Below are 21,686 nucleotides of genomic sequence, written 5' to 3'. Positions count from 1 at the left end.
ATCGAGACGCACACAGCAACGACACGTCACGCGTCGCGATCGGGGGGCGCCCCCCGCTGCTCCATCAGGGTCTCGCCAGCGCGGCGACCTGCGGCACGTCCTTGTCGCCACGTCCCGATACAGATACCACCATCACGTGATCGGCGGGGAATGCCGGGGCCAGCAGCGCCACCTGCGCCAGCGCATGGGCGGATTCCAGCGCCGGAATGATCCCCTCCAGCCGTGACAGCAGATGGAAGGCCGCCACCGCCTGATCGTCGGTCGCCGACAGATAGCGCACCCGTCCGATCTGATGCAGCCAGGCATGTTCGGGGCCGATGCCGGGATAGTCGAGCCCGGCCGAAATCGAATGGGCCTCGGTGATCTGCCCGTCATCATCCATCAGCAGGAAGGTGCGGTTGCCGTGCAGCACGCCCGGGCGGCCGCCGGTCAGCGAGGCGGCATGGCGGCCGCTCGCCAACCCGCAGCCTGCGGCTTCCACGCCATAGATCGCAACCGACGGCTCGTCCAGAAACGGATGAAACAGACCCAGGGCATTCGAACCGCCGCCGATGCAGGCAATGAGGCTGTCGGGCAGCCTGCCCTCGGCCTGATGAAGCTGGGTGCGGACTTCGTCGCCGATCACGGTCTGGAAATCGCGCACCATCATCGGATAGGGATGCGGCCCGGCCACGGTGCCGATGCAGTAGAAGGTGTCGGCGACGTTGGTCACCCAGTCGCGCAACGCCTCGTTCATCGCATCCTTCAGGGTCCGGGCGCCCGACAGGGCCGGCACGACCCGGGCGCCCAGCATCTCCATCCGGATGACATTGGGCATCTGTCGCTCGATATCGACCGCCCCCATATAGACCACGCAATCCAGCCCGAAACGGGCACAGAGCGTGGCGGTGGCCACACCGTGCTGGCCGGCGCCGGTTTCGGCGATGATCCGCCGCTTGCCCATCCGCCGGGCCAGCAGGATCTGCCCCAGCACGTTGTTCACCTTGTGCGAGCCGGTGTGATTCAGATCCTCGCGCTTCAGATAGATCCTGGCGCCGCCCAGATGGGCCGTCAGCCGTTCGGCAAAATAGAGCGGGCTGGGCCGGCCGATATAATGGGCCCGCAACCCGGCCATCTCGGCCTGAAATGCCGGATCGGCGCGCGCCGCCGCATAGGCCGCTTCCAGCTCCAGAAGATTGGGCATCAGGGTTTCGGCCACGAACCGGCCGCCGAAGATGCCGAAACGGCCCTGGTCGTCGGGGCCGTTGCGCAGGCTGTTGGGGCGAAGATGGGCCGTGTCAGGCGATGTCATCGGAAAAGACCTCCGGAGCTGTGTTCTCACGGAAGGCCGCACCCCGGAACCCCGCTCCCGCCGTCCGATCCCGGGACAGAACAAAAGCCGCTCTCCAAGGTGAGCGGCTTTCCACAGGGCATGACGACTGCCGGTGAAACCGCCCGCTTACGCGGGCCACCAGCGGCGGGTCTGCATGGGGCAGATGGATGTGTGCGGGATCGTCATGGACATCAGGCTATCACCGCCCGGGGGGCAACGCAATTCTCAGCAGGTGCCCGCATCTGCCGATGGCGGCTGTGGCATGTTGTCAGTCTGCGCTGGTGAACCGGTCGCGCGCCGGCGTCGTATCGAACGGAAGAAACAGGTCGAAATCGTCGATCGCCCGGATGTGGATGCTCGCGCGCGATGGCGGTGGTGGGCCCGGCAGGATTCGAACCTGCGACAACACCGTTATGAGCGGCGGGTTCTAACCGCTGAACTACAGGCCCCCACGACCGACCGGCACCCGGCCGATGCCACGCAACGTGTCGCCACGTCATCGACACCAGCGGTTACCGGGCGCACACCTTGTCCAGTTCTGCATGATCAGTCAAGAGCAGGCGCGTCTGACGCCCAAGGCGACCTGTAAAAAAACGCGGCCGGAAAATGCTTTCCGGCCGCGTTTTCACAGATGGTCGTGCAGGCGTGCGATGCCCCTGGGGCCATAACGCCTAGTGGTCGAGGAAGCTGCGCAGCTTGCGCGACCGGCTGGGATGCTTCAGCTTGCGCAGGGCCTTGGCCTCGATCTGGCGGATGCGTTCGCGGGTGACCGAGAACTGCTGCCCCACCTCTTCAAGGGTGTGGTCGGTGTTCATGCCGATGCCGAAGCGCATCCGCAGCACCCGTTCCTCGCGCGCCGTCAGGCTGGCAAGCACCCGGGTGGTGGTTTCCTTCAGATTGGAATGGATCGCCGCATCGACCGGCAGGATCGCATTCTTGTCCTCGATGAAATCACCCAGATGGCTGTCTTCCTCGTCGCCGATCGGCGTTTCAAGGCTGATCGGTTCCTTGGCGATCTTCAGAACCTTGCGGACCTTCTCAAGCGGCATCTGCAGCTTCTCGGCCAGCTCTTCCGGGGTCGGCTCGCGGCCGATCTCGTGGAGCATCTGCCGCGAGGTGCGGACCAGCTTGTTGATGGTCTCGATCATGTGTACCGGAATCCGGATCGTCCGGGCCTGGTCGGCGATCGACCGGGTGATGGCCTGACGGATCCACCAGGTGGCATAGGTCGAGAACTTATAGCCACGGCGGTATTCGAACTTATCCACCGCCTTCATCAGCCCGATATTGCCTTCCTGAATCAGATCCAGGAACTGAAGGCCGCGGTTGGTGTACTTCTTGGCGATCGAGATCACCAGACGCAGGTTCGCCTCGACCATTTCCTTCTTGGCCTGACTCGCCTCGCGCTCACCGCGCTGGACATTGTTGACCAGCCGCTTGAACTCGGTCACCGGCAGACCGACTTCGCGCGCCAGCCGCGAGATGCCCTCGCGGATATCCGCCGCCTCGCCGCCATGGCGCTCAAGGAAGGTCTTCCAGGCCTTGCCGTTCTGGGCACCGATCACCGTGAACCAGTTCGGCGCCAGTTCCTGGCCGCTGTACAGGCGCAGGAAGTCCTCGCGCTTCACCCGGCAGCCCACCGCCAGACGCATCAACTGGCCTTCCAGCGACATCAGGCTGCGGTTCAGCAGATACAGTTCCTCGACCAGATTGTCGATCCGGCCCTGGGCGAAGTTCAGGCCCCGGACCATCTCGATCACGTCGGCCTTGGCGTTCTCGAACCGCCCGCGCGCCTGTGCGGTCTGGTCCTCGCCCTTGAGTGCTGCTTCCAGGCGCTTGGCCTGAAGCTTTTCAAGCTTCTGCCAGGCCTCGACGATCTTGTCGAAGCTCTCAAGGATCACCGGGGTCAGCTCGGCTTCCATCACCGAGATCGACACGGCGGCGCCGTCGCCCTCTTCGTCTTCCTCGTCATCCGTCTCGGCCGGGCGGACGACCTCTTCCTCGTCGTCGTCTTCACCGGCCGCCTTGCGCGGTGCCTCAGCATCGTCCGCAACCGCTGCCGGCCGGGCCGCTGCCGCGACACCACCGGCCACGACCGCCGCACCGTTCGCGGCCGCCGCACCATTGGGGCCGGCGCCGTTGGGGCCGGCGCCGTTGCCGTTCACCACCGGCACGATCGTGCCGGCCAGCATCGCCGCCTCGACCTCGGCCTCGTCGCCGATCGGGGGCTGATCGGTGCCATAGCTGGCTTCCAGATCGATGATGTCGCGCAGCATCACCTCGCCGCCCGCCAGCATGTCGCGCCAGCGCACGATCGCCCGGAAGGTCAGCGGGCTCTCGCAGATCGCGCCGATCATGGTGTTGCGACCGGCTTCGATCCGCTTGGCCAGCAGGATCTCGCCTTCACGCGACAGCAGCTCGATCGACCCCATCTCGCGCAGATACATCCGCACGGGGTCGTCGGTGCGGCCCAGTTCCTCTTCTTCCACCGAGGTCGCGTGGGAAGCGCCGAAGCCTTCTTCTTCCTCGTCCTCGCCGCGCGCCTGGTTCTCGCCCAGTTCCTCGCCTTCTTCCTCGTTCTCGACGACGTTGATGCCCATCTCAGAGAGCATGGCCATTACGTCTTCGATCTGCTCGGACGAAAGCTGATCCTGGGGCAACGCCTTGTTCAGTTCGTCATAGGAGATGTAGCCGCGCTCCTTGGCGCGGGCCACCATCTTCTTGACGGTGACTTCCAGCGAATCGACCAGCGGTCCATCGGGCGCGTCATCCCGCCCTTCGCCGGCTTCAACAGCCGTGGTCGCTTTTTTCGCCATTATTCGTCGTTCCCCCGCTCAGAAACGCACGCTGCGCCTTGATTCCGATGCTTGTTCAACGGTCGATGCTCCGTCCTTCAACGGCCGTGAGGCGCCGCCCCCGCAACGGCAATACCTGCCGCTGCGGCGACGACGCCCCGCGTCATCGCCGAACCTGCCCCGACCGTCAAAGGTCGAAACCGTCGCTCTGGTCGAAAGCCGCCAGCGCCCGTTCGTTCTCGTCAACGAGCCTCTTGAGCGCGACGAAGCGTTGCAATGCCTCTTCCGTCATGCTCTCGACAAGCTCCCGCTCTGCGGCTTTCAATTCGTCGACCAGTTGCGCGTGCCGATGTACGGCCAGCACATTGCGCCATCCGGCCAGAACCCTGTCGAATGCAGCGCCCGGTGTGAAGAAGGGCACCCGGCCCGTATGCGCCGGTGCCATCAGCCGTTCAACCAGGTCCGCAAACCCTCGAAGTCTCAGATGGTCTCGCAGCCGATCACTGTCAAGCCCGGACTCCGATGCGTGCGTATCTACGATTGCCGCACGCAACATGTCAAGTGACGGGGTCGCAATCGGCAGATTTGCCACCTCGTTCTCGACCACGTCAAGCAATTGCGGATGCAGCAGAACGCCCGCCAGCAGCGCCGCTTCCCGCCGCGTCGCCTGACCGTCGCGGCCGGTGCCCAGAGCCGGTGCCGCGATCGGCGACGGATCGTCGGTCAGATCGCCGGGCCTGGGCGGCTTGCCGCCGCGGCCCTTGGCATAGCCGCCGCCCTTGCCGAAGCCCGCCCCCTGGCCATAGCCAGACTGTCCCGATTGCTGCGGCCCGCCCGACGGACTGCGCCGGTTGCGGCGCAACTGCCAGACCCGGTCGCGGAAATCCCGGCGATAGAGATCCCGCACCAGGGGTTCGCGGATCGTATCGGCCAGCGTCATCAGATCGGCTTCCAGCGCCGCCATGCGTTCCGGCGTATCGGTGGTGTGGCTTTCCAGCATCGACTGCCACAACAGATCCACCATCGGCTGCGGCTGAGCGATCGCCCGATCGAAGGCGGCAACCCCTTCGGTCCGGATCAGGCTGTCGGGGTCGTGGCCACCGGGCAGACGCGCGAAGCGCAGGCTCAACCCCGGCCGCAACAAAGGCAGCGCCCGTTCGGCCGCGCGCCGGGCCGCCCGGATACCGGCGCTGTCGCCATCCAGACACAGGATCGGCTCAGGCGCCATCCGCCACAATTCCTCGATCTGCATCTCGGTCAGGGCGGTGCCGAGCGGTGCCACCGCATGCGGCCGGCCGGCCATCACCAGCGCCGCCACATCCAGATAGCCTTCGGCGACCAGCACCGTGCCGGCGCGCCGCGCCGCCTCTCGCGCAACCGGCCAGCCATAGAGCACACGGCCTTTTTCGAACAGCGGCGTGTCGGGGCTGTTCAGGTATTTCGGCTCGCCATCGCCCAGCACCCGGCCACCGAAAGCGATGATCCGGCCGCGGCGATCGGCGATCGGGATGATCAGGCGGCCGCGGAAATAATCGAAGGCGGAGCGGTCCTCGCGCTGGCGGGCCAGGCCGACCTCCAGCAACTGCGGCAGCTTGACGCCGCGCTGCTCGAAGGTGCGGATCAGCATGTCGCGCCGGTCGGGGGCATAGCCGAAGCGGAACCGCTGCCAGCTCTCCGGGCCGAAACCGCGCCGGCGGAGATAGTCGCGCGCCGGCGCCGCCTCGTCGGTTCCCAGCCGGCTTTCGAACCAGCGGCAGGCCTCCTCGATGACGTCGACCAGGCCTTCGCGCCGCTCCGCCTTGCGCCTGGCATCGGGATCCTCGGCCGGAACCGCCAGCCCCGCCTCGCCGGCCAGCCGCTCGACGGTCTCGCGGAAATCGAATCCGCCCAGCTTCATCTCGAAATCGATCGCGTCGCCCTTGGCGCCACAGCCGAAGCAATAATAGAAGCCCTTGTCATCGCTGACGGTGAAGCTCGGGGTCTTCTCGTTGTGGAACGGGCACAGACCGGTGTGCTCACGGCCGCGCCGGACCAGCCGGACCCGCCGGCCAACGACATCCGACAGGCGGATGCGGGCGCGCAGTTCTTCCAGGAATCCCGGAGGCAGGGCCATCTCAGATCAATGCTCCGTGGCGGCCATGCGGCATCAGCACCCGCGCAGCATCCGCTTGACCTTGGCGCTGGCGCAGGAGAGATCCATTTCCGGCCCATAGGCCGACCGCAGGGCATCCAGTGTCCGGCCCATATCCTTCAGGCCCTTGGCACAGCAGGCGGCGACCGTGGCGCGCACGGCGGCATCGATTTCATCTTCCGACATCTGCGGCGGCAGAAAGCCACGGATCACGTCCTGCTCGTGCAGTTCCTGCTCGACCAGTTCGATGCGGCCGCTCTGCTCATAGGCGCGGATGCTCTCGTCGCGCTGGCGCAGCATGGTGCGGAGCATGTCGAGGATTTCGTTGTCGTCGATGCCGTTGCGCCCCTTCAGATGGGCGGCCGCATCGCGATCGCGGATCGCGGTCCGGATCAGCCGCAACACGGCGAGTTCGTCATCGCGACCCTGGGCTTCCGTCTGTTTGAGCGCATCCTTGAGGCGCGCACGTATCATGGTGTCGATCCCTTGAAGGCACGCATCGGCGGCGACGGTGCGGGTCGAAATGGTACGGGGTCGGAACTGCGGGTCATTCACGGGCATGACTCAACGCAGGTCGGGTCAGGTGACAAGCCTTCATATTGCGTTGCACCGGGCTGGTATTCAATGCCTGCTGACCGCTGGGGAGGGTTGCCATGATGCAGCCGGCTCGCGGCTTGACCCACACCGGGGCTTTGCGTATGGTCCGTCCGGTCGATCCGGCGCCCACACGCCGGGCGTCTTTGCACGCGCCGATACCGCTGCCGCAGGACTTGTCTTCAAACCCCTGCGCCTGTGACCTGCCTGCCCGCCCCGGATCGTCGGGACGCATCAGCCGCCAAAGGCTGGATGATGATGCAGATCGGGCCCCGCGGAACCGGCACTGCTGCTCCGGATGGACCACGAGTTTTGCTCAACATCGGCCGCCCTGGGTCATTCCGGGCGGCCGCGTCGCATCATCCTGGGGGCTCGCATCATGCAAGAGGCGTCGAACTCGCCCGCCCAGGCGGCCACGGCCGCCCTCGTTCTGGCAGACGGCACGGTTTTCTGGGGCCAGGGCGTCGGCGCACGAGGCATCGCCGAGGGCGAGCTGTGCTTCAACACCTCGATCACCGGCTATCAGGAGATCCTGACCGATCCGTCCTATGCCGGTCAGATCATCACCTTCACCTTCCCGCATATCGGCAATGTCGGCACCAATGACGAGGATCTTGAGACCACGACGCCGGCGGCGCGTGGCTTCGTGCTCCGCAGCCTGCCGACCGAACCGTCGAATTTCCGCTCGACCCGCAGGCTCCAGGACTGGACCGCCTCGCACGGGCTGATCGGCATCGCCGGCGTCGATACCCGCCGCGTCACCCGCCATCTGCGCGATCAGGGGCCGCAGAATGCGGTGGTCTGGCATGGCGATGCCGGCACGGCGGATCTGGAAGCGCTGAAGGCGGCGGCGAAGGCCGCACCGAGCCTGGAAGGCCTGGACCTGGCCATCACCGTCAGCTGCCGGCAGAGCTATGCCTGGGCGGAAACCCCCTGGGTTCTGGGCCAGGGCTTCGGCCGCCAGGAGGCCCCGCGCTTCAAGGTGGTGGCGGTCGATTACGGCGCCAAGCGCAACATCCTGCGCTGCCTGGCCGGGACCGGTGCCGAGGTGGTGGTGGTGCCGGCGACGGCGACCGCCGAGGACATCCTCGCCCACAACCCCGATGGCATCTTCCTGTCGAACGGCCCGGGCGATCCGGCGGCGACCGGCGAATACGCGGTGCCGGTGATCCGGCAGTTGATCGAGACCGGCAAGCCGACCTTCGGCATCTGCCTTGGTCACCAGTTGCTGGCCCTGGCGGTGGGTGCGCGGACCGAGAAGATGGCCCGCGGCCATCGCGGCGCCAACCAGCCGGTCAAGGATCTGACCACCGGCAAGGTGGAGATCACCTCGCAGAACCATGGCTTCCGGGTGGTGTCCTCCTCGCTGCCTAAGGGCGCCGAGGTGACCCATGTCTCGCTGTTCGACGACACGCTTGAAGGCTTCCGACTGACCGACAAGCCGGTCTTCGCCGTGCAGTACCATCCCGAAGCCTCGCCGGGACCGAAGGACAGCCACTACCTCTTCGACCGTTTCGCGCGCCTCATCGAGAAGACCAAGACCGATGCCTAAGCGTACCGATATCAAGTCGATCCTGGTGATCGGCGCCGGCCCCATCGTCATCGGTCAGGCCTGCGAATTCGACTATTCGGGCACCCAGGCCTGCAAGGCGCTGAAGGAAGAAGGCTACCGGATCATCCTGGTCAATTCGAACCCGGCCACGATCATGACCGATCCGGGGCTGGCCGATGCGACCTATGTCGAGCCGATCACGCCCGAAATCGTGGCCAAGGTGATCGAGGCCGAGCGCCCCGATGCCCTGCTGCCGACCATGGGCGGGCAGACCGCGCTGAACACGGCCCTTGCCCTGTCGCGCGACGGCACGCTGAAGAAATACGGCGTCGAGCTGATCGGCGCCAATGAGGCGGCGATCGAGAAGGCCGAAGACCGGCTGCTGTTCCGCGACGCCATGGACCGCATCGGCCTGGCCACCCCGCGCAGCCACGTGGTCCGCACCATGCAGGCGGCGCGTGAGGCGATGGAGTATGTGGGCCTGCCGGCGATCATCCGCCCGTCCTATACGCTGGGCGGCACCGGTGGCGGCATTGCCTATAACCGGCAGGAATTTGAAGAAATCGTGGCCAGCGGCCTCGATGCCTCGCCGGTGAACGAGGTGCTGGTCGAGGAGTCGGTCCTCGGCTGGAAGGAATTCGAGATGGAGGTGGTCCGCGACCATGCGGACAACTGCATCATCATCTGCTCGATCGAGAATATCGACCCGATGGGCGTGCATACCGGCGACAGCATCACTGTGGCGCCGGCGCTGACGCTGACCGACAAGGAATACCAGATCATGCGTGACGCCTCGCTCGCGGTTCTCCGCGAGATCGGCGTCGACACCGGCGGGTCGAACGTGCAGTTCGCGATCGACCCCGAAACCGGCCGCATGGTCGTGATCGAGATGAACCCCCGGGTGTCGCGGTCGTCGGCGCTGGCCTCGAAGGCCACCGGCTTCCCGATCGCCAAGGTCGCGGCCAAGCTGGCGGTGGGCTATACGCTCGACGAGGTCCAGAACGACATCACCGGCGTGACGCCGGCATCGTTCGAGCCGACCATCGACTATGTCGTGACCAAAATCCCGCGCTTCGCCTTCGAGAAGTTCCCGGGCACCGCGCGCCTGCTCTCCACCTCGATGAAGGCGGTGGGCGAGGTGATGGCGATCGGCCGCTGCTTCGAGGAGTCGCTGCAGAAGGCGCTGCGCTCGATGGAGACCGGCCTGACCGGTCTCGACGAGATCGAGATCGCCGGCGGCGCCGGCACCAGCGAGGTCGAGGCCGTCCGCTCCGCCCTGGCGATGCCGACCCCCGACCGGCTGCTGGTCATCGCCCAGGCGCTGCGCGCGGGCCTGACGACCGAGGAGATCCACGAGGCATCCGATTACGATCCGTGGTTCATCGAGCGTCTGGCCGGTCTGGTCGCGGTCGAGGCCGAGGTGCGCGAGGACGGCCTGCCGTCGGATGCCGCCGGCTGGCGCCGTCTGAAATCTCTGGGCTTTTCGGATGCCAGGCTGGCGAAGCTGGCCGGCCTCGACGAGGAGATCGTCCGGGCCCGGCGCTGGAAGGCGGGCGTGCATCCGGTGTTCAAGCGGGTGGATACCTGCGCCGCCGAGTTCGAGGCCCGCACGCCCTATATGTATTCGACCTATGAACTGCCGGCCTTCGACGGCACCGTCGAATGCGAGGCCCAGCCCACCGACCGCACCAAGATCATCGTGCTGGGTGGCGGACCGAACCGGATCGGCCAGGGGATCGAGTTCGACTATTGCTGCGTCCATGCCGCCTATGCGCTCAGCGAGGCCGGCTATGAGACGATCATGGTCAACTGCAACCCCGAGACGGTGTCGACCGATTACGACACCTCCGACCGGCTGTATTTCGAGCCGCTGACGGTCGAGGACGTGCTGGAACTGGTGCGGGTGGAGACCCGTAACGGCACGCTCAAGGGCGTGATCGTGCAGTATGGCGGTCAGACACCGCTGAAGCTGGCCGAGCCGCTGGAAAAGGCCCAGGTGCCGATCCTGGGCACCTCGCCCGATGCGATCGATCTGGCCGAAGACCGTCGCCGCTTCCAGAAACTGCTGAACGATCTTGGCCTGAAGCAGCCGGCCAACGACACCTGTCACAGCGAGGACGAGGCCCTGGCGATCGCCCAGCGCATCGGCTTCCCGCTGGTCGCGCGGCCGTCTTACGTGCTGGGCGGCCGGGCGATGGAAATCGTCCACGACATGGCCGGCCTGTCGTCGTATATGCGCCGGACGGTGCGGGAATTCGGCAACAAGCCGGTGCTGCTCGACCGCTTCCTGACCGATGCGATCGAGGTGGATGTCGACGCGCTCTGCGATGGCGAGCGGGTCGTGGTCGCCGGCATCATGGAACATATCGAGGAAGCCGGCGTCCATTCCGGCGACAGCGCCTGCACCCTGCCGCCCTATTCGCTGAGTGACGAGATCATCGCCGAGATCGGCCGCCAGACCGAAGCCATGGCGCTGAAGCTGGGCGTGATCGGGTTGATGAACGTGCAGTTCGCCGTCAAGGACCGCGAGATCTATATCCTTGAGGTCAATCCGCGCGCCAGCCGCACGGTGCCCTTCGTCGCCAAGGCCATCGGTCATCCGATCGCCAAGATCGCGGCACGGGTGATGGCGGGCGAAAAGCTCGATGCCTTCGACCTGACCCAGCGCTCGCGCGGGCATATCGCCATCAAGGAAGCGGTCTTCCCCTTCGCCCGCTTCCCCGGTGTCGACATCCTGCTGGGCCCCGAGATGAAGTCGACCGGCGAGGTCATGGGCCTCGACACCGATTTCGGCCGCAGCTTCGCCAAGGCACAGTTGGCGGCGGGCGTGCGCCTGCCGACCGCGGGCCGGGTGTTCGTGTCGGTGCGTGACGACGACAAGGCGGCCATGGTCGAGATCGCCCGCGGCCTGAAGGCGCAGGGCTTCGACATCGTGGCCTCGCGCGGCACCGCCAGGGTGCTGACCGATGCCGGCATCGCGGTCGAGATCGCCAAAAAGGCCCATGAGGGCCGGCCGAACATCATCGACCAGATCAAGGACCGGCGGATCGACATGGTGTTCAACACCACAGCCGGATCGCAGGCGATTTCCGACAGCTATTCGCTGCGCCGCGAAACCCTGATGAACAAGGTTCCCTACTTCACCACGGTGGCGGGTTGTCGGGCGGTGGTTCTCGCAATTGCGGCAATCCGGGCCGGCACGCTTGAAGTCCGATCCCTGCAATCCTATTCTGCCTAGGACGGTCGCTGAAAAACGGCTGATGACATGCGGGGCCGATGAAAATCGGCCCCGCATGTGTTCCTATTGTCGTGCTGCAACATACCCGGCATCCGGTGTCGCGATGATCCGTCGCGGGCCCAAGGCCGGATGGTGCCGCACAGTCCAGAACCTATCGCGGAACGGCATTCCCCTCGACGATCGCCGCCCGTCCGACGACCAACGTGGAAAGCGTCATACCTATGGAAAAAGTTCCCATGACGTTGGAAGGCTTCGACCGACTGACTGCCGAACTCAAGCATCTGAAGACGGTGGCGCGGCCGGACGTGATCAATGCGATCGCCGAAGCCCGCGCGCATGGCGATCTGTCCGAGAATGCGGAATATCACGCCGCACGTGACCGCCAGAGTTTTATCGAAGGCCGGATCGGCGAGCTTGAGGACAAGCTTTCGCGGTCGGAGGTCATCGATCCCAGCAAGCTTTCGGGCGACCGGGTCAAGTTCGGGGCCACCGTGAAGGTGGTCGACGAAGAGACCGACGAGGAAACCAGCTATCAGATCGTCGGCGTCGATGAAGCCGACCTGAAGATCGGCCGGATTTCCGTGACCTCGCCGATGGCCCGCGCCCTGATCAACAAGGCTGCCGGCGAAACCGTCGAGGTCGCCACTCCGAAGGGGCGCCGGTCCTATGAAATCCTGGCCGTGCGTTTCTGACCGGTCCGGGCATTAACGCGGAAGACCACCATTGAAAGCGGCCGGCGGATCATCGTGATCCGCCGGCCGCTTTCGTCTGTCGTATGTGGTGTCTGTCGTATGTGGGGCCGGCGCTCAGGCCGGCACATCCGGCTGATCGGGCCCCAGGCGCCGGGCCACGAAGCGGGCCATCGGCGGCCCCAACAGCACGACCAGGAAGAAGCGCAGGGTCTGCAACGCCATCACGAATGACAGATCCACCCCGCGGCTGGAGGCGGCGATGATCGCGACCGTATCGAGCCCGCCGGGGCTGGTGGCGAGATAGGCGGTCAGCGGGTCGATGCCCAGCACCGCCGTCAGCATCCAGGCGAGCCCGGCGCAGAAGCCGATCAGCACCGCGATGGATGCCAGGATGGTCGGCAGGGCGCGCAAGGCATGCAGCAGCACCCCGCGCGTGAAGCCCAGGCCGACGCTCCAGGCCAGCACCGCATAGCTGGATGCCAGCAGCCATTCCGGCAGTTGCAGGGTGATGATACCCGCCGACGACAGCACCGCGCCGCCCAGCATCGGCACCAGCAGGCCGGCCGCCGGCAGCGGGATCAGCCGCCCCGCCACAACCCCGGCCAGCACCAGGGCCAGCGTTTCGGCAAAGGCCGTGGGGTCGATCGCGGGAAACCAGACGATCGGCGGATGGACATTGCCATCACCGGTGGTCTGCAGCCAGAAATGCGCCAGCATGGCGGCCGCGAAGGCCACGCACAGCACCCGCAGATACTGCATGAACGCCACCAGCCGGGCATCGGCGCCGAAAGCTTCCGCCATGACCACCATCGCCGAGGCGGCGCCGGCCGATGATCCCCAGACCCCCGTGGTGCCCGGCAGGATGTGATTGCGCGCGATCAGCCAGCCGATGGCGCCACTGAGCAGGATGGTCGAGATCACCACGCCCAGAAACAGCGGCCAGTCGTGGATGAAGGTTACCAGGATATCGGGGGTGACGGAGCCCGCGATCATGCAGCCCAGCACCGATTGCGCGGCAAGAAAGCCGATGCGTGGCATCTTCAGGCCGAGACCGCCCAGGGCGAGCACGATGCCGGCGACCATCGGCCCCAGCAGCAGGGCGGCCGGCAGGTCGACGGCGAACATGGCCGCCGTGACCGGCACCGAGGCTGCCGGCAGCAGCAGCCAGCGCAGCATCCGGATCATGGCCGCGCATCCGATACCGGATGCCGGGCGGGCGGCGACGGTATCCGGTGTCGGATGAGCGGTCGGGTATGACGCAGGCGACGTAGTTGAGGCACAGGGAATTGAGACACAGGGGCTTGAGGCACGGGGGCTTGAGGCACGGGGGCTTGAGGCACGGGGCACGCATCCGGAAGACGGTGTCGTCCGGCAGCGGCCAGAAGCGGCTCTTGTGGCCCGGAGCGGCACGATTCAAGGCAAGGTGGAACCGTGAACTGAAAACGGCCGCTTTCACCCGAAAGCGGCCGCATCGGTTCAATGCACCGAACCATATTCCCGGTGGCTCCACAACCGCCGCCCCCGCCCCCAGGGGTGTGCGGATTTTGCAGAGCACCGGCGCAAGCGGCACCGCGCCGTGCCGCTCAGCCGTGCCGCTCAGTCGTCGTCGTGGTCGGACGGGTCCACGGCTTCCAGCAACTCGATCGGCACACCCGGCTCGTATTTCGAGGTGCGGATGGTCAGCGAGGTGCGGACATGACGCACCGGCGGCGCCGCCGTCAGCTTGGTGGTCAGGAAGCGCTGATAGGCGTCCCAGTCTTTCGACACGATCTTGAGCAGGAAATCGGTCTCACCCGCCAGCATGTAGCATTCACGGACTTCCGGCCAGCTACCGACCAGCGCCTCGAACTTCTTCAGGTCCAGATCGGCCTGGCTCTCAAGGCCGACCCGGGCGAAGACCGTGACCGAAAAACCCAGATGCTCAGGATCGAGCTCCGCGCGATAGCCGCGCACATAGCCTGCTTCTTCAAGGGCCCTGACGCGCCTCAGGCAGGGCGGCGCCGAGATCCCGGCCCGGCGGGCCAGTTCTACATTGGTGATCCGGCCGTCCGACTGAAGATCCGCCAGGATCTTCCGGTCGATTGTATCGAGTTTTACCCGCGGCATGGTCTCGCTGACTCCCTTCCCCCGTCACGGGCCGGTGCGCGGCCGGCACCCGCGATCGCTGGGCAGTCTATAGCAATATTACCCGGACCCATAGCAACAGTTTTCGGTTCTGTCGCGCTTCATGAGCCATGCGATGTTCTTCACCCGGCCGGAACCAGCAGCGGTTGCGGGCGCGGCCGCGTGTGGCGGCCAGCGCGGCGAAGCGGTTCCGTTCCGGCGCCGCGGACTTTATAGTCCCGCCCAGGCCCTCTCAAGCACGAAACGATCTTTCACGGCGGCTTGCGGGCAATGACATACCCCGGCCGCCCGAAAACGCCCCGCCATTCGCGAAAGCACCCATGTCCCTGAGCCCGCCCTTCCCCCCCGGCCATCCGTCCCGCCACAGCACGCCGCCACTGATCCGTGTGCTCACCGACGACCGTGCCGGCAACAACGCCCAGGTGCTGGGCGTGGCCGAGGCCCTGACCTGGCCGATGGAGGAAACCCGGCTCGGCTATGACCGGCTGGTGCGCCTGCCCAACTGGCTGCGGGGCCGGTCCACGCTGGGGCTGACCGCCGCCGCGGCGGCGGCACTGGATGGCGGCGCCGTACCCGATGTCGCGATCGCCGCCGGCCGCCGCGCCACCCCGGCGCTGCGGCGGTTGAAACAGCGCCATCCGCAGATGGTGGCACTCCAGATCATGTGGCCGGGCGCGCCGACCGGCGGGCTCGATCTGATCGCGGTGCCGGCGCATGACCGCGCGGCCGGCGGCAGCGCCCCCGGCGCCCACCCGGCCGACCCACGCGTGATCGTCACCCTGGGCGCACCCAATCGCGTGACGCCGGCAAAGCTTCAGGCCGCCGCCGCCGACTGGGCCCGGCGTTTCGCCGCCGCCGGCGCCGGCGCCGGCGCGGGGCCACGGATCGGCCTGCTGGTCGGCGGCAGCACCAAGCGCGCGCCGTTCATCCCCGAGGATGCCCGGCAATTGGGCGGCATGGTCGCGGAACTGGCCCGGCGGACCGGCGGTTCGGTGGTCGCGACCAACAGCCGCCGCACCGGCGATGCCGTTACCGCGGCGCTTGGCGCAAGCCTGGCCCCCTGCCGATACTGGCTGCATGATGTGGCAAAGGGCGGTGACAATCCCTATTTCGGCATTCTGGGGCTGGCGGACCTGATCGTCGTCACCGGCGACAGCATGTCGATGGCATCTGAAGCCGCCAGCACCGGTCGGCCGGTCGCGATCTTCGCGCCCGGCGGCGGCACATCGAAAGAGGCACGGCTGCACCGGGCGCTTTATGCACACGGTGCCGCACGGCCGCTGAACGCGGATTTCATGGCCGCGGGTGAAACAATGTGGCGCTATACCCCGTTGCAGGATGCGGCGGTGGTGGCCACGGCGGTTCGCCGGCTGGTCGCGCGGTCCGCGCCCCGTTAACCCCAACTGCGGCGTATTGCCCGGCCCTTGCGCAAAAGCCGACCCTTGCGCAAAAAGCTGGCCCTTGCGCAAAAAGCTGGCCCAATACGCCCGATCCCGCTAGTGTCCGTGCCCCCTGCCACAGTCTGCGACGGGCAGATGCCAGGGGCGCCACCTGTCCATCCGCCAGGGACCGCAAGCCGCAGGGCGCAACGCCCGAAGGCCTGCGTCCAGCGTTCGCCAGCCAGGAAAGCCGATCGTCATGAGCGCCACCCATCACAGCAAGGTTCTGATCCTGGGATCCGGCCCCGCCGGCCTGACCGCCGCGATCTATGCCGCCCGCGCGATGCTGGAACCGATCCTGGTGCACGGCCTGCAGCCCGGCGGCCAGATGACGATCACCACCGATGTCGAGAATTTTCCAGGCTTCCCCGACGTCATCCAGGGCCCCTGGCTGATGGAACAGATGCAGCGTCAGGCCGAGCATGTCGGCACCCGCTTCCATCACGACATCATCGTCGACATCGATTTCAGCCAGCGGCCGTTCGTGGCCCGCGGCGACAGCGGCGACATCTATACCGGCGACACGGTCATCATCTCCACCGGCGCCCAGGCAAAATGGCTGGGGCTTGAGGGCGAAGAAACCCTGAAGGGTTTCGGCCTGTCGGCCTGCGCCACCTGCGACGGGTTCTTCTATCGCAACCGCAAGGTCGCGGTGGTCGGCGGCGGCAACACCGCCGTCGAAGAGGCCCTGTACCTGACCAACCACGCCGACAAGGTCTATCTGATCCACCGCCGGGACGAGTTGCGCGCCGAGAAGATGCTTCAGGAACGGTTGTTCGCCAACCCGAAGATCGAAATGGTGTGGAACGCCACCATCGACAGCTATCTGTCGGAAAGCGCGCATGGCGGCCCGGCCTCGGTGACCGGCGTGCGGCTGAAGGATACCAATGACGGCGGCCTGACCGACCTGCTGGTCGACGGCGTGTTCATCGCCATCGGCCATGCCCCGGCGACCAGCCTGTTCGCGGGCAAGCTGGAGTTGGACAATGACGGCTATCTGATCACACAGGCCGACAGCACCCGCACCGGCGTGCCCGGCGTGTTCGCCGCCGGCGACGTTCAGGACAAGATCTTCCGGCAGGCGGTGACTGCGGCCGGCACCGGCTGCATGGCCGCCCTGGAAGCCGAACGCTTCCTGGCCGGCACGGCGCATCACGGCGTGGAAGTCGCGGCCGAATAGACGGGTCCGGCCCGGTCGACGGTCGGCGATATCGCGCCCGTGGGGCCCGGATCGTCGACCTGTCGATCATTGTTCCAACACTTCCTTTGAAGACCGGCGCCCGGCACCGTAAGATCGGGAAAAAGACAAATGACATGGGGTGCGGCGGCCAGACGTTCGTACGCCCACTGCTTCAGCGGAGCCTCGCGAGCCTGATATGGACTGGGACCGGGTCAAGATCTTCCACACCGTCGCCGAGGCCGGCAGCTTCACGCATGCAAGCGAGTTGCTGAACCTCAGCCAGTCGGCCATCAGCCGGCAGATCAGCGCGTTGGAGGAGAGCCTCGGCGTACCGCTGTTCCATCGCCACGCCCGCGGCCTGATTCTGACTGAGCAAGGCGAGTTGCTGCGCAACACCGCGCGCGACGTCTTCGCCAAACTGTCGATGGCCGAGGCGATGCTGACCGAAAGCCGCGAACGGCCGAAAGGACCGCTGAAGGTGACAACCACGGTCGCCTTCGGTTCGGTCTGGCTGACGCCGCGCATCCACGGCTTCGTCACCCTGCATCCGGACGTCACCATCACCCTGCTGCTCGACGACAGCGAGCTGGATCTGGGGATGCGCGAGGCGGATATCGCGATCCGGATGTCGCCGCCCCGCCAGCCGGATCTGGTGAAACGCAAGCTGATGACCATCCGCCACGGCATCTATGCCTCGCCGGATTACATCAACCGGTCAGGCATGCCCAAATCACCGGCGGAACTGGATGATCACAAGCTGATCGTGTTCGGCGAGGACACGGCGGCCCCGGTCGCCAACGCCAACTGGATCCTGGATGTGGGCGCCACGGCCGGCAAGCCGCGACGGCCGATCCTGAAGGTCAACAACATCTATGGCATCCTGCGTGCCGTTGAAAGCGGGCTCGGCATCGCCTCGATCCCCGATTACATGGTGCGCGAGAACGGCAATGTCGTGCAGGTGCTGCCGGAACTGGAAGGCCCGCAATCGGAGGTCTATTTCGTCTATCACGAGGAATTGCGCCATTCCAAGCGCATCGCGGTGTTCCGCGACTTCCTGATCCGCGAGATCGAACAGAGCCTTCGCTGACCGGGCTATGGCGGTGGCGGAGCGTGGCCGCGGGCAGAACGGGATCGGGCGATCAGATGCCCGCGCTGTCGCCTTCGCCGTCTCCACCACCGGCATCGCTCGTGGCAACCCGGTTGCGGCCGGCACGTTTGGCCGCATACAGCGCCTTGTCCGCCCGCGACAGCACGCGGTCGATATCGTCGCCCGGCGCCGAGAACCGGGCGACGCCGAAGCTGGCGGTCAGGCGGATTTCATCCTCTTTCCACGGCAGGCGGATGGCGGCAATAGTGCTCCGCAGCCGTTCGGCGATCTGATCCAGCTCGCCCGCATCGATATCGGGCAGCAGCACCGCGAATTCCTCGCCGCCCAGCCGGCCCACGACATCAGTCTCACGCAGTGCCTCGGACAGACGCCCCACGAACAGGCGCAACGCCTCATCGCCCGCGGCATGGCCGAAGCGATCATTGATGGTCTTGAACTGGTCGATATCGGCCATCATCACCCCGGATGATATGCCATCCTGCTGCCAGCGCTGGCTGAGGGTCCCGGCAACCTCCATGAAGTGGCGACGGGTGGCGGCACCGGTCAGTTCGTCGACCGCGGCCAGCGCCTCCAGCCGCCGGGTCAGCGCCTCCCGTGCCCGAACCTCGGCCTCCAGCCGCTGGTTCAAACGCCGCAATTCGTCCTGCATCCGGTCGGACAACCGCACCAGCCGGCGCTGTTCACGATACCCCTGACGATAGGCGCGCATCAGGCTGCGGACGCCGTCGGAAACCTCCTCCAGTTTCCGGATCATCTGCTCGCCTTCGGCGATCATCGCCTCTTCCTGATCGAAGAGCGAGAAATCGCTGTTGGTCGTATCCAGCGGCCGTCTGGTCCTCGTCATCCGGAAGGCTCCTCGTCCGCGCACATCACGAAGTCGATTGCGTCGAGGTCCGACGCAAAGTCTTCTCCGAATTCTTCCATGGTCTCATCATCGGGCGCAAAGTGCCAGTTCACCGTGACCGCCCGACCATTCGCGGCCGCCTCTTCCAGCATCTGAAAGATGTTCATCAGCGCCTTGGCACTGGAAGAATTGAAGTAGATCAGCGCAATATCCACTGTGACGCTGGGCCCCTCCATCTGAAGAAAGGCGCGCAAGCCATGCAGGATCGGGCCGAAGAACGCCGCCGCATCCTCAGGATAGGACTCACCCGCGAGCGCCAGCGCGCCTGCCGCCGGATCGAACCGCACGGCCGGCGACCGATCGGTGGCCGGCAGATCGATGCCGGAGGACAGGACAGACGAAACAGCGGTCATATGAACACCCTGATGCAATAGAAGGTGGTCTGCGCATCGACCTCGAAGAAGTCGAACTCGATCGGGCTGCTGGCGCGGCGGGCAATCTCGATCAGTCCCAGCGTGGCGCCCTGGCTTTCGGCCTCGGGCTCTTCCTTCAGCTTGCGCCGGTATAGCACCTTCAGCTCTTCGGGTGACAGAGCCGCCAGTTCCTCCAGCCGGCTGCGCAGCCGGGGCGCCTTGGCGCTGTCGATCATGTTGGCGCAGATCACGAAGAACCGGCCGCCATCCTTGCCGACGGTCACGATGCCCGAGCGCAGCGCGCCTGCCCCTGCACCCGCCCCCGCGTCCCCGGCGGCCGTGCCGGCCGATCCTTCGGCGTCACCGGAATAGCGGATGATGTTCTGCACCTGCTCGACAAACACCGAGAACACGCGCCTGGTAAGGTTGCGATCGGTGTCGTCCTGCTCAAGCTTGCGACGCAACGCCTCGCCCAACGAAAACAGGATGCCCTCGGACATGATGCCGCTATAGACCAGCATCAGCTTGTGGGCCTGGATCTGCGACCGGAATTCGAAAAGCTCTCGTGCAAGCACGTCGCCGCTCCTCAGGCTGTCACCGCGTCCGGGCTCGTGCCGGCGCGGGAATGGACATCGTCGGGTAGCCGTGGCTGAAACGCCACCATGGTCATGTCGTCACGCCGGGCCTCGGCCCCGCGATAGCGGTCCAGATCGGCGCACAGCCCCTGGATCTGATCCTCCAGAGACAGATGCGCCAGCCGCGCCAGGGTCGCCGCCACCCGTCTGCGCCCGAAAATGCGCTTGGGCCGGCCGCCGACATGGTCGGAAACGCCATCGGTCCACAGATAGAACCGCTCACCCGGCAGCACCTGATGGCAATGCACCGGCACCGATCCCGGCGGCGGCAGCGTCCGATAGCCCAGGCTGCGCCGGACGCCGGTATGCGACATCACGCCGTCCGGGCCGATCACCGTCAGCGACAGGCCGGCACCGGCAAAATACAGCAGCCCGGTCGCCTCGTCATAGATGCACACCCCCGCATCCAGCCCGTCATCCGACATGTCCCAGGGCGCACGGCCATCATCGGCCCCTGTCGCCAGATCCGGCGCGTCCTGGCGCAGACGATGGCGGACAATGCGGTCAAGCTCGGTCAGGATGACATCCGGCTGCGGGAAGATCGGCCGGTCCAGAATGCGCCGCAGCGCCGATGCCACAACCATGGTCATGAAGGCGCCCGGCACACCATGGCCTGTGCAGTCGGCCACCAGGACAAGCGCCTGACCATCGCGCCGCTCCATCCAGCAATAATCGCCGCCCACCAGATCCAGCGGTTCCCACAGCACCGCCATCTCGTTCATCACCGGGGCCAGCACCGTCGCATCGGGCAGAATGCCTTCCTGGATGCGGCGGGCATAGCGGATGCTCTCCATCACCTGATGATTGGCCGCCTCCAGGGCCTGGTTCTTGTCGACCAGCTCGGATTGCGCCCGTTGCAGCGCCGCCAGCAGCCGCTTGGCGTCATCACCCGAGCGCAGGCCATCGACCATGCGGTTGAAGGCGGCACCTGCCTGCCCCAGCTCGTCATCGCCGACATCATCGAGCTGCACCCAGGATTTGCGCTCGACCTGCCGCATGGCCGCCAGCATGCGCGCCAGCGGCTTCACCACCAGCCGGCGCATGACGATCTGCACCGTGATCGACAGCGCCGCCGCCAGCACCAGCACCGCAAGCAATGCCGTCATCGCCAGCAGGGCCGCGGTGCGGTTCAACTCGTCGGTGCCGATCACCAGTTCGATCCGTCCCACCGTCAGATCGGCCTTGGGCTCCACGATGTCGCGGCTGACCACGATCGTATCGGTGGCGTTCAGCGCCGCTGCATCCCCCGTCTGGAACAACACTTTGCCCAGCTCGTCAAAGACACGGGCATAGCGGAAGCCGTCATCGGTGGCCAGGGCCTGCACCTGCGGTTCGAACACCGTCCGGTCCAGATACCAGATCGGGGTGGCGATCGCCCGGGCGGTCAGCTCGACCATGATCTGGGCGCGATGGGTCAGGGCATTGCGCTGATCGGTCCAGGTGATCCAGGCAATGCCGCCCTGGATCAGCAGCAGCACCAGCACCACCACCGGCAGGGTGCGGCGGAACAGCTTGCCGGCCAGCGACCGCGCGGGGCGGCCGCCGTTTACCGCATCACCGCCGGAAGGGACCGGGGCAGCGGGGGCCGCAACATTGCGCCGCTCAACGGGTTGCATGATCGATCGTCCT

At 66.3% G+C, this 21,686-nt stretch carries 16 protein-coding genes and 1 tRNA gene; 6 read left to right on the top strand and 11 right to left on the bottom strand.

Features of this window, described 5'->3' with window-relative positions; genetic code table 11:
- Window positions 1–64: 64 nt before the first annotated feature.
- The 5 genes from trpB to WG924_RS17190 all read right to left on the bottom strand — a co-directional run bounded on the left by trpB (window position 65) and on the right by WG924_RS17190 (window position 6,712).
- On the bottom strand, window positions 65–1,291 hold the full coding sequence (trpB, locus tag WG924_RS17210; RefSeq protein ID WP_345934333.1) for a tryptophan synthase subunit beta: 1,227 nt from the start codon (window positions 1,289–1,291) through the stop codon (window positions 65–67).
- A gap of 394 nt (window positions 1,292–1,685) precedes the next feature.
- Window positions 1,686–1,761 (bottom strand) — tRNA-Ile (locus tag WG924_RS17205).
- 222 nt (window positions 1,762–1,983) lie between these two features.
- Window positions 1,984–4,128, bottom strand: a complete 2,145-nt coding sequence (rpoD, locus tag WG924_RS17200) for an RNA polymerase sigma factor RpoD (protein WP_345934330.1) — start codon at window positions 4,126–4,128, stop codon at window positions 1,984–1,986.
- A 166-nt stretch (window positions 4,129–4,294) separates the two neighbouring features.
- Entirely contained in the window at window positions 4,295–6,220 is a 1,926-nt protein-coding gene (dnaG, locus tag WG924_RS17195) for a DNA primase (RefSeq protein WP_345934329.1), read from the bottom strand.
- A gap of 33 nt (window positions 6,221–6,253) precedes the next feature.
- Window positions 6,254–6,712, bottom strand: a complete 459-nt coding sequence (locus tag WG924_RS17190) for a GatB/YqeY domain-containing protein (protein ID WP_345934328.1) — start codon at window positions 6,710–6,712, stop codon at window positions 6,254–6,256.
- A gap of 499 nt (window positions 6,713–7,211) precedes the next feature.
- On the opposite strand from WG924_RS17190, the gene carA reads away from it, so the two are divergent.
- From carA to greA, 3 genes are all read left to right on the top strand, one after another.
- Window positions 7,212–8,384 carry a glutamine-hydrolyzing carbamoyl-phosphate synthase small subunit gene (gene carA / locus WG924_RS17185; RefSeq protein ID WP_345934327.1) on the top strand — a complete coding sequence of 391 codons (1,173 nt, stop codon included), beginning with the start codon at window positions 7,212–7,214 and terminating at the stop codon, window positions 8,382–8,384.
- Window positions 8,377–11,622, top strand: coding sequence for a carbamoyl-phosphate synthase large subunit (carB, locus tag WG924_RS17180; RefSeq protein ID WP_345934326.1), 3,246 nt, complete (start codon window positions 8,377–8,379; stop codon window positions 11,620–11,622). The genes carA and carB overlap by 8 nt, the downstream gene beginning before the upstream one ends.
- 221 nt (window positions 11,623–11,843) lie before the next feature.
- Window positions 11,844–12,314 carry a transcription elongation factor GreA gene (gene greA, locus WG924_RS17175; RefSeq protein WP_345934325.1) on the top strand — a complete coding sequence of 157 codons (471 nt, stop codon included), beginning with the start codon at window positions 11,844–11,846 and terminating at the stop codon, window positions 12,312–12,314.
- 114 nt (window positions 12,315–12,428) lie between these two features.
- Here the strand turns inward: greA and WG924_RS17170 are convergent, their stop codons facing one another.
- Together WG924_RS17170 and WG924_RS17165 are read right to left on the bottom strand one after the other, a co-directional pair.
- The gene (locus tag WG924_RS17170) at window positions 12,429–13,499 is read right to left on the bottom strand and encodes an AbrB family transcriptional regulator (RefSeq protein WP_345934324.1); all 1,071 of its coding nucleotides are present in this window, start codon (window positions 13,497–13,499) and stop codon (window positions 12,429–12,431) included.
- A gap of 411 nt (window positions 13,500–13,910) precedes the next feature.
- On the bottom strand, window positions 13,911–14,420 hold the full coding sequence (locus WG924_RS17165; RefSeq protein WP_345934322.1) for an Lrp/AsnC family transcriptional regulator: 510 nt from the start codon (window positions 14,418–14,420) through the stop codon (window positions 13,911–13,913).
- Window positions 14,421–14,758: 338 nt separating this feature from the next.
- On the opposite strand from WG924_RS17165, the gene WG924_RS17160 reads away from it, so the two are divergent.
- The 3 genes from WG924_RS17160 to WG924_RS17150 all read left to right on the top strand — a co-directional run bounded on the left by WG924_RS17160 (window position 14,759) and on the right by WG924_RS17150 (window position 18,144).
- Complete coding sequence (locus tag WG924_RS17160; protein ID WP_345934321.1) at window positions 14,759–15,835, top strand: mitochondrial fission ELM1 family protein; 1,077 nt, start codon at window positions 14,759–14,761, stop codon at window positions 15,833–15,835.
- A gap of 241 nt (window positions 15,836–16,076) precedes the next feature.
- On the top strand, window positions 16,077–17,057 hold the full coding sequence (gene trxB / locus WG924_RS17155; RefSeq protein WP_345934320.1) for a thioredoxin-disulfide reductase: 981 nt from the start codon (window positions 16,077–16,079) through the stop codon (window positions 17,055–17,057).
- 196 nt (window positions 17,058–17,253) lie between these two features.
- The gene (locus tag WG924_RS17150) at window positions 17,254–18,144 is read left to right on the top strand and encodes a LysR family transcriptional regulator (RefSeq protein ID WP_345934319.1); all 891 of its coding nucleotides are present in this window, start codon (window positions 17,254–17,256) and stop codon (window positions 18,142–18,144) included.
- A 52-nt stretch (window positions 18,145–18,196) separates the two neighbouring features.
- Here the strand turns inward: WG924_RS17150 and WG924_RS17145 are convergent, their stop codons facing one another.
- The 4 genes from WG924_RS17145 to WG924_RS17130 are packed head-to-tail and all read right to left on the bottom strand — an operon-like array spanning window position 18,197 to window position 21,673.
- Window positions 18,197–19,009 carry a GGDEF domain-containing protein gene (locus tag WG924_RS17145; protein WP_345934318.1) on the bottom strand — a complete coding sequence of 271 codons (813 nt, stop codon included), beginning with the start codon at window positions 19,007–19,009 and terminating at the stop codon, window positions 18,197–18,199.
- Window positions 19,006–19,422, bottom strand: a complete 417-nt coding sequence (locus WG924_RS17140; RefSeq protein ID WP_345934317.1) for a DUF1987 domain-containing protein — start codon at window positions 19,420–19,422, stop codon at window positions 19,006–19,008. Before WG924_RS17140 ends, WG924_RS17145 begins: the two co-directional genes overlap by 4 nt.
- Window positions 19,419–19,997, bottom strand: a complete 579-nt coding sequence (locus WG924_RS17135; protein ID WP_345934316.1) for a SiaB family protein kinase — start codon at window positions 19,995–19,997, stop codon at window positions 19,419–19,421. Before WG924_RS17135 ends, WG924_RS17140 begins: the two co-directional genes overlap by 4 nt.
- A gap of 11 nt (window positions 19,998–20,008) precedes the next feature.
- Window positions 20,009–21,673, bottom strand: coding sequence for a SpoIIE family protein phosphatase (locus WG924_RS17130; protein ID WP_345934315.1), 1,665 nt, complete (start codon window positions 21,671–21,673; stop codon window positions 20,009–20,011).
- Window positions 21,674–21,686: the final 13 nt, after the last annotated feature.

The organism is Tistrella arctica (assembly GCF_039630945.1).
Classification (GTDB): domain Bacteria; phylum Pseudomonadota; class Alphaproteobacteria; order Tistrellales; family Tistrellaceae; genus Tistrella; species Tistrella bauzanensis.
This window is presented reverse-complemented; position numbering and strand designations above follow the sequence as displayed.

Bases quoted from the DNA above. Each gene is read 5' to 3' on its own strand.
- trpB (WP_345934333.1), bottom strand. From the start codon at position 1,291: ATGACATCGCCTGACACGGCCCATCTTCGCCCCAACAGCCTGCGCAAC.
- rpoD (WP_345934330.1), bottom strand. From the start codon at position 4,128: ATGGCGAAAAAAGCGACCACGGCTGTTGAAGCCGGCGAAGGGCGGGAT.
- dnaG (WP_345934329.1), bottom strand. From the start codon at position 6,220: ATGGCCCTGCCTCCGGGATTCCTGGAAGAACTGCGCGCCCGCATCCGC.
- WG924_RS17190 (WP_345934328.1), bottom strand. From the start codon at position 6,712: ATGATACGTGCGCGCCTCAAGGATGCGCTCAAACAGACGGAAGCCCAG.
- carA (WP_345934327.1), top strand. From the start codon at position 7,212: ATGCAAGAGGCGTCGAACTCGCCCGCCCAGGCGGCCACGGCCGCCCTC.
- carB (WP_345934326.1), top strand. From the start codon at position 8,377: ATGCCTAAGCGTACCGATATCAAGTCGATCCTGGTGATCGGCGCCGGC.
- greA (WP_345934325.1), top strand. From the start codon at position 11,844: ATGGAAAAAGTTCCCATGACGTTGGAAGGCTTCGACCGACTGACTGCC.
- WG924_RS17170 (WP_345934324.1), bottom strand. From the start codon at position 13,499: ATGATCCGGATGCTGCGCTGGCTGCTGCTGCCGGCAGCCTCGGTGCCG.
- WG924_RS17165 (WP_345934322.1), bottom strand. From the start codon at position 14,420: ATGCCGCGGGTAAAACTCGATACAATCGACCGGAAGATCCTGGCGGAT.
- WG924_RS17160 (WP_345934321.1), top strand. From the start codon at position 14,759: ATGTCCCTGAGCCCGCCCTTCCCCCCCGGCCATCCGTCCCGCCACAGC.
- trxB (WP_345934320.1), top strand. From the start codon at position 16,077: ATGAGCGCCACCCATCACAGCAAGGTTCTGATCCTGGGATCCGGCCCC.
- WG924_RS17150 (WP_345934319.1), top strand. From the start codon at position 17,254: ATGGACTGGGACCGGGTCAAGATCTTCCACACCGTCGCCGAGGCCGGC.
- WG924_RS17145 (WP_345934318.1), bottom strand. From the start codon at position 19,009: ATGACGAGGACCAGACGGCCGCTGGATACGACCAACAGCGATTTCTCG.
- WG924_RS17140 (WP_345934317.1), bottom strand. From the start codon at position 19,422: ATGACCGCTGTTTCGTCTGTCCTGTCCTCCGGCATCGATCTGCCGGCC.
- WG924_RS17130 (WP_345934315.1), bottom strand. From the start codon at position 21,673: ATGCAACCCGTTGAGCGGCGCAATGTTGCGGCCCCCGCTGCCCCGGTC.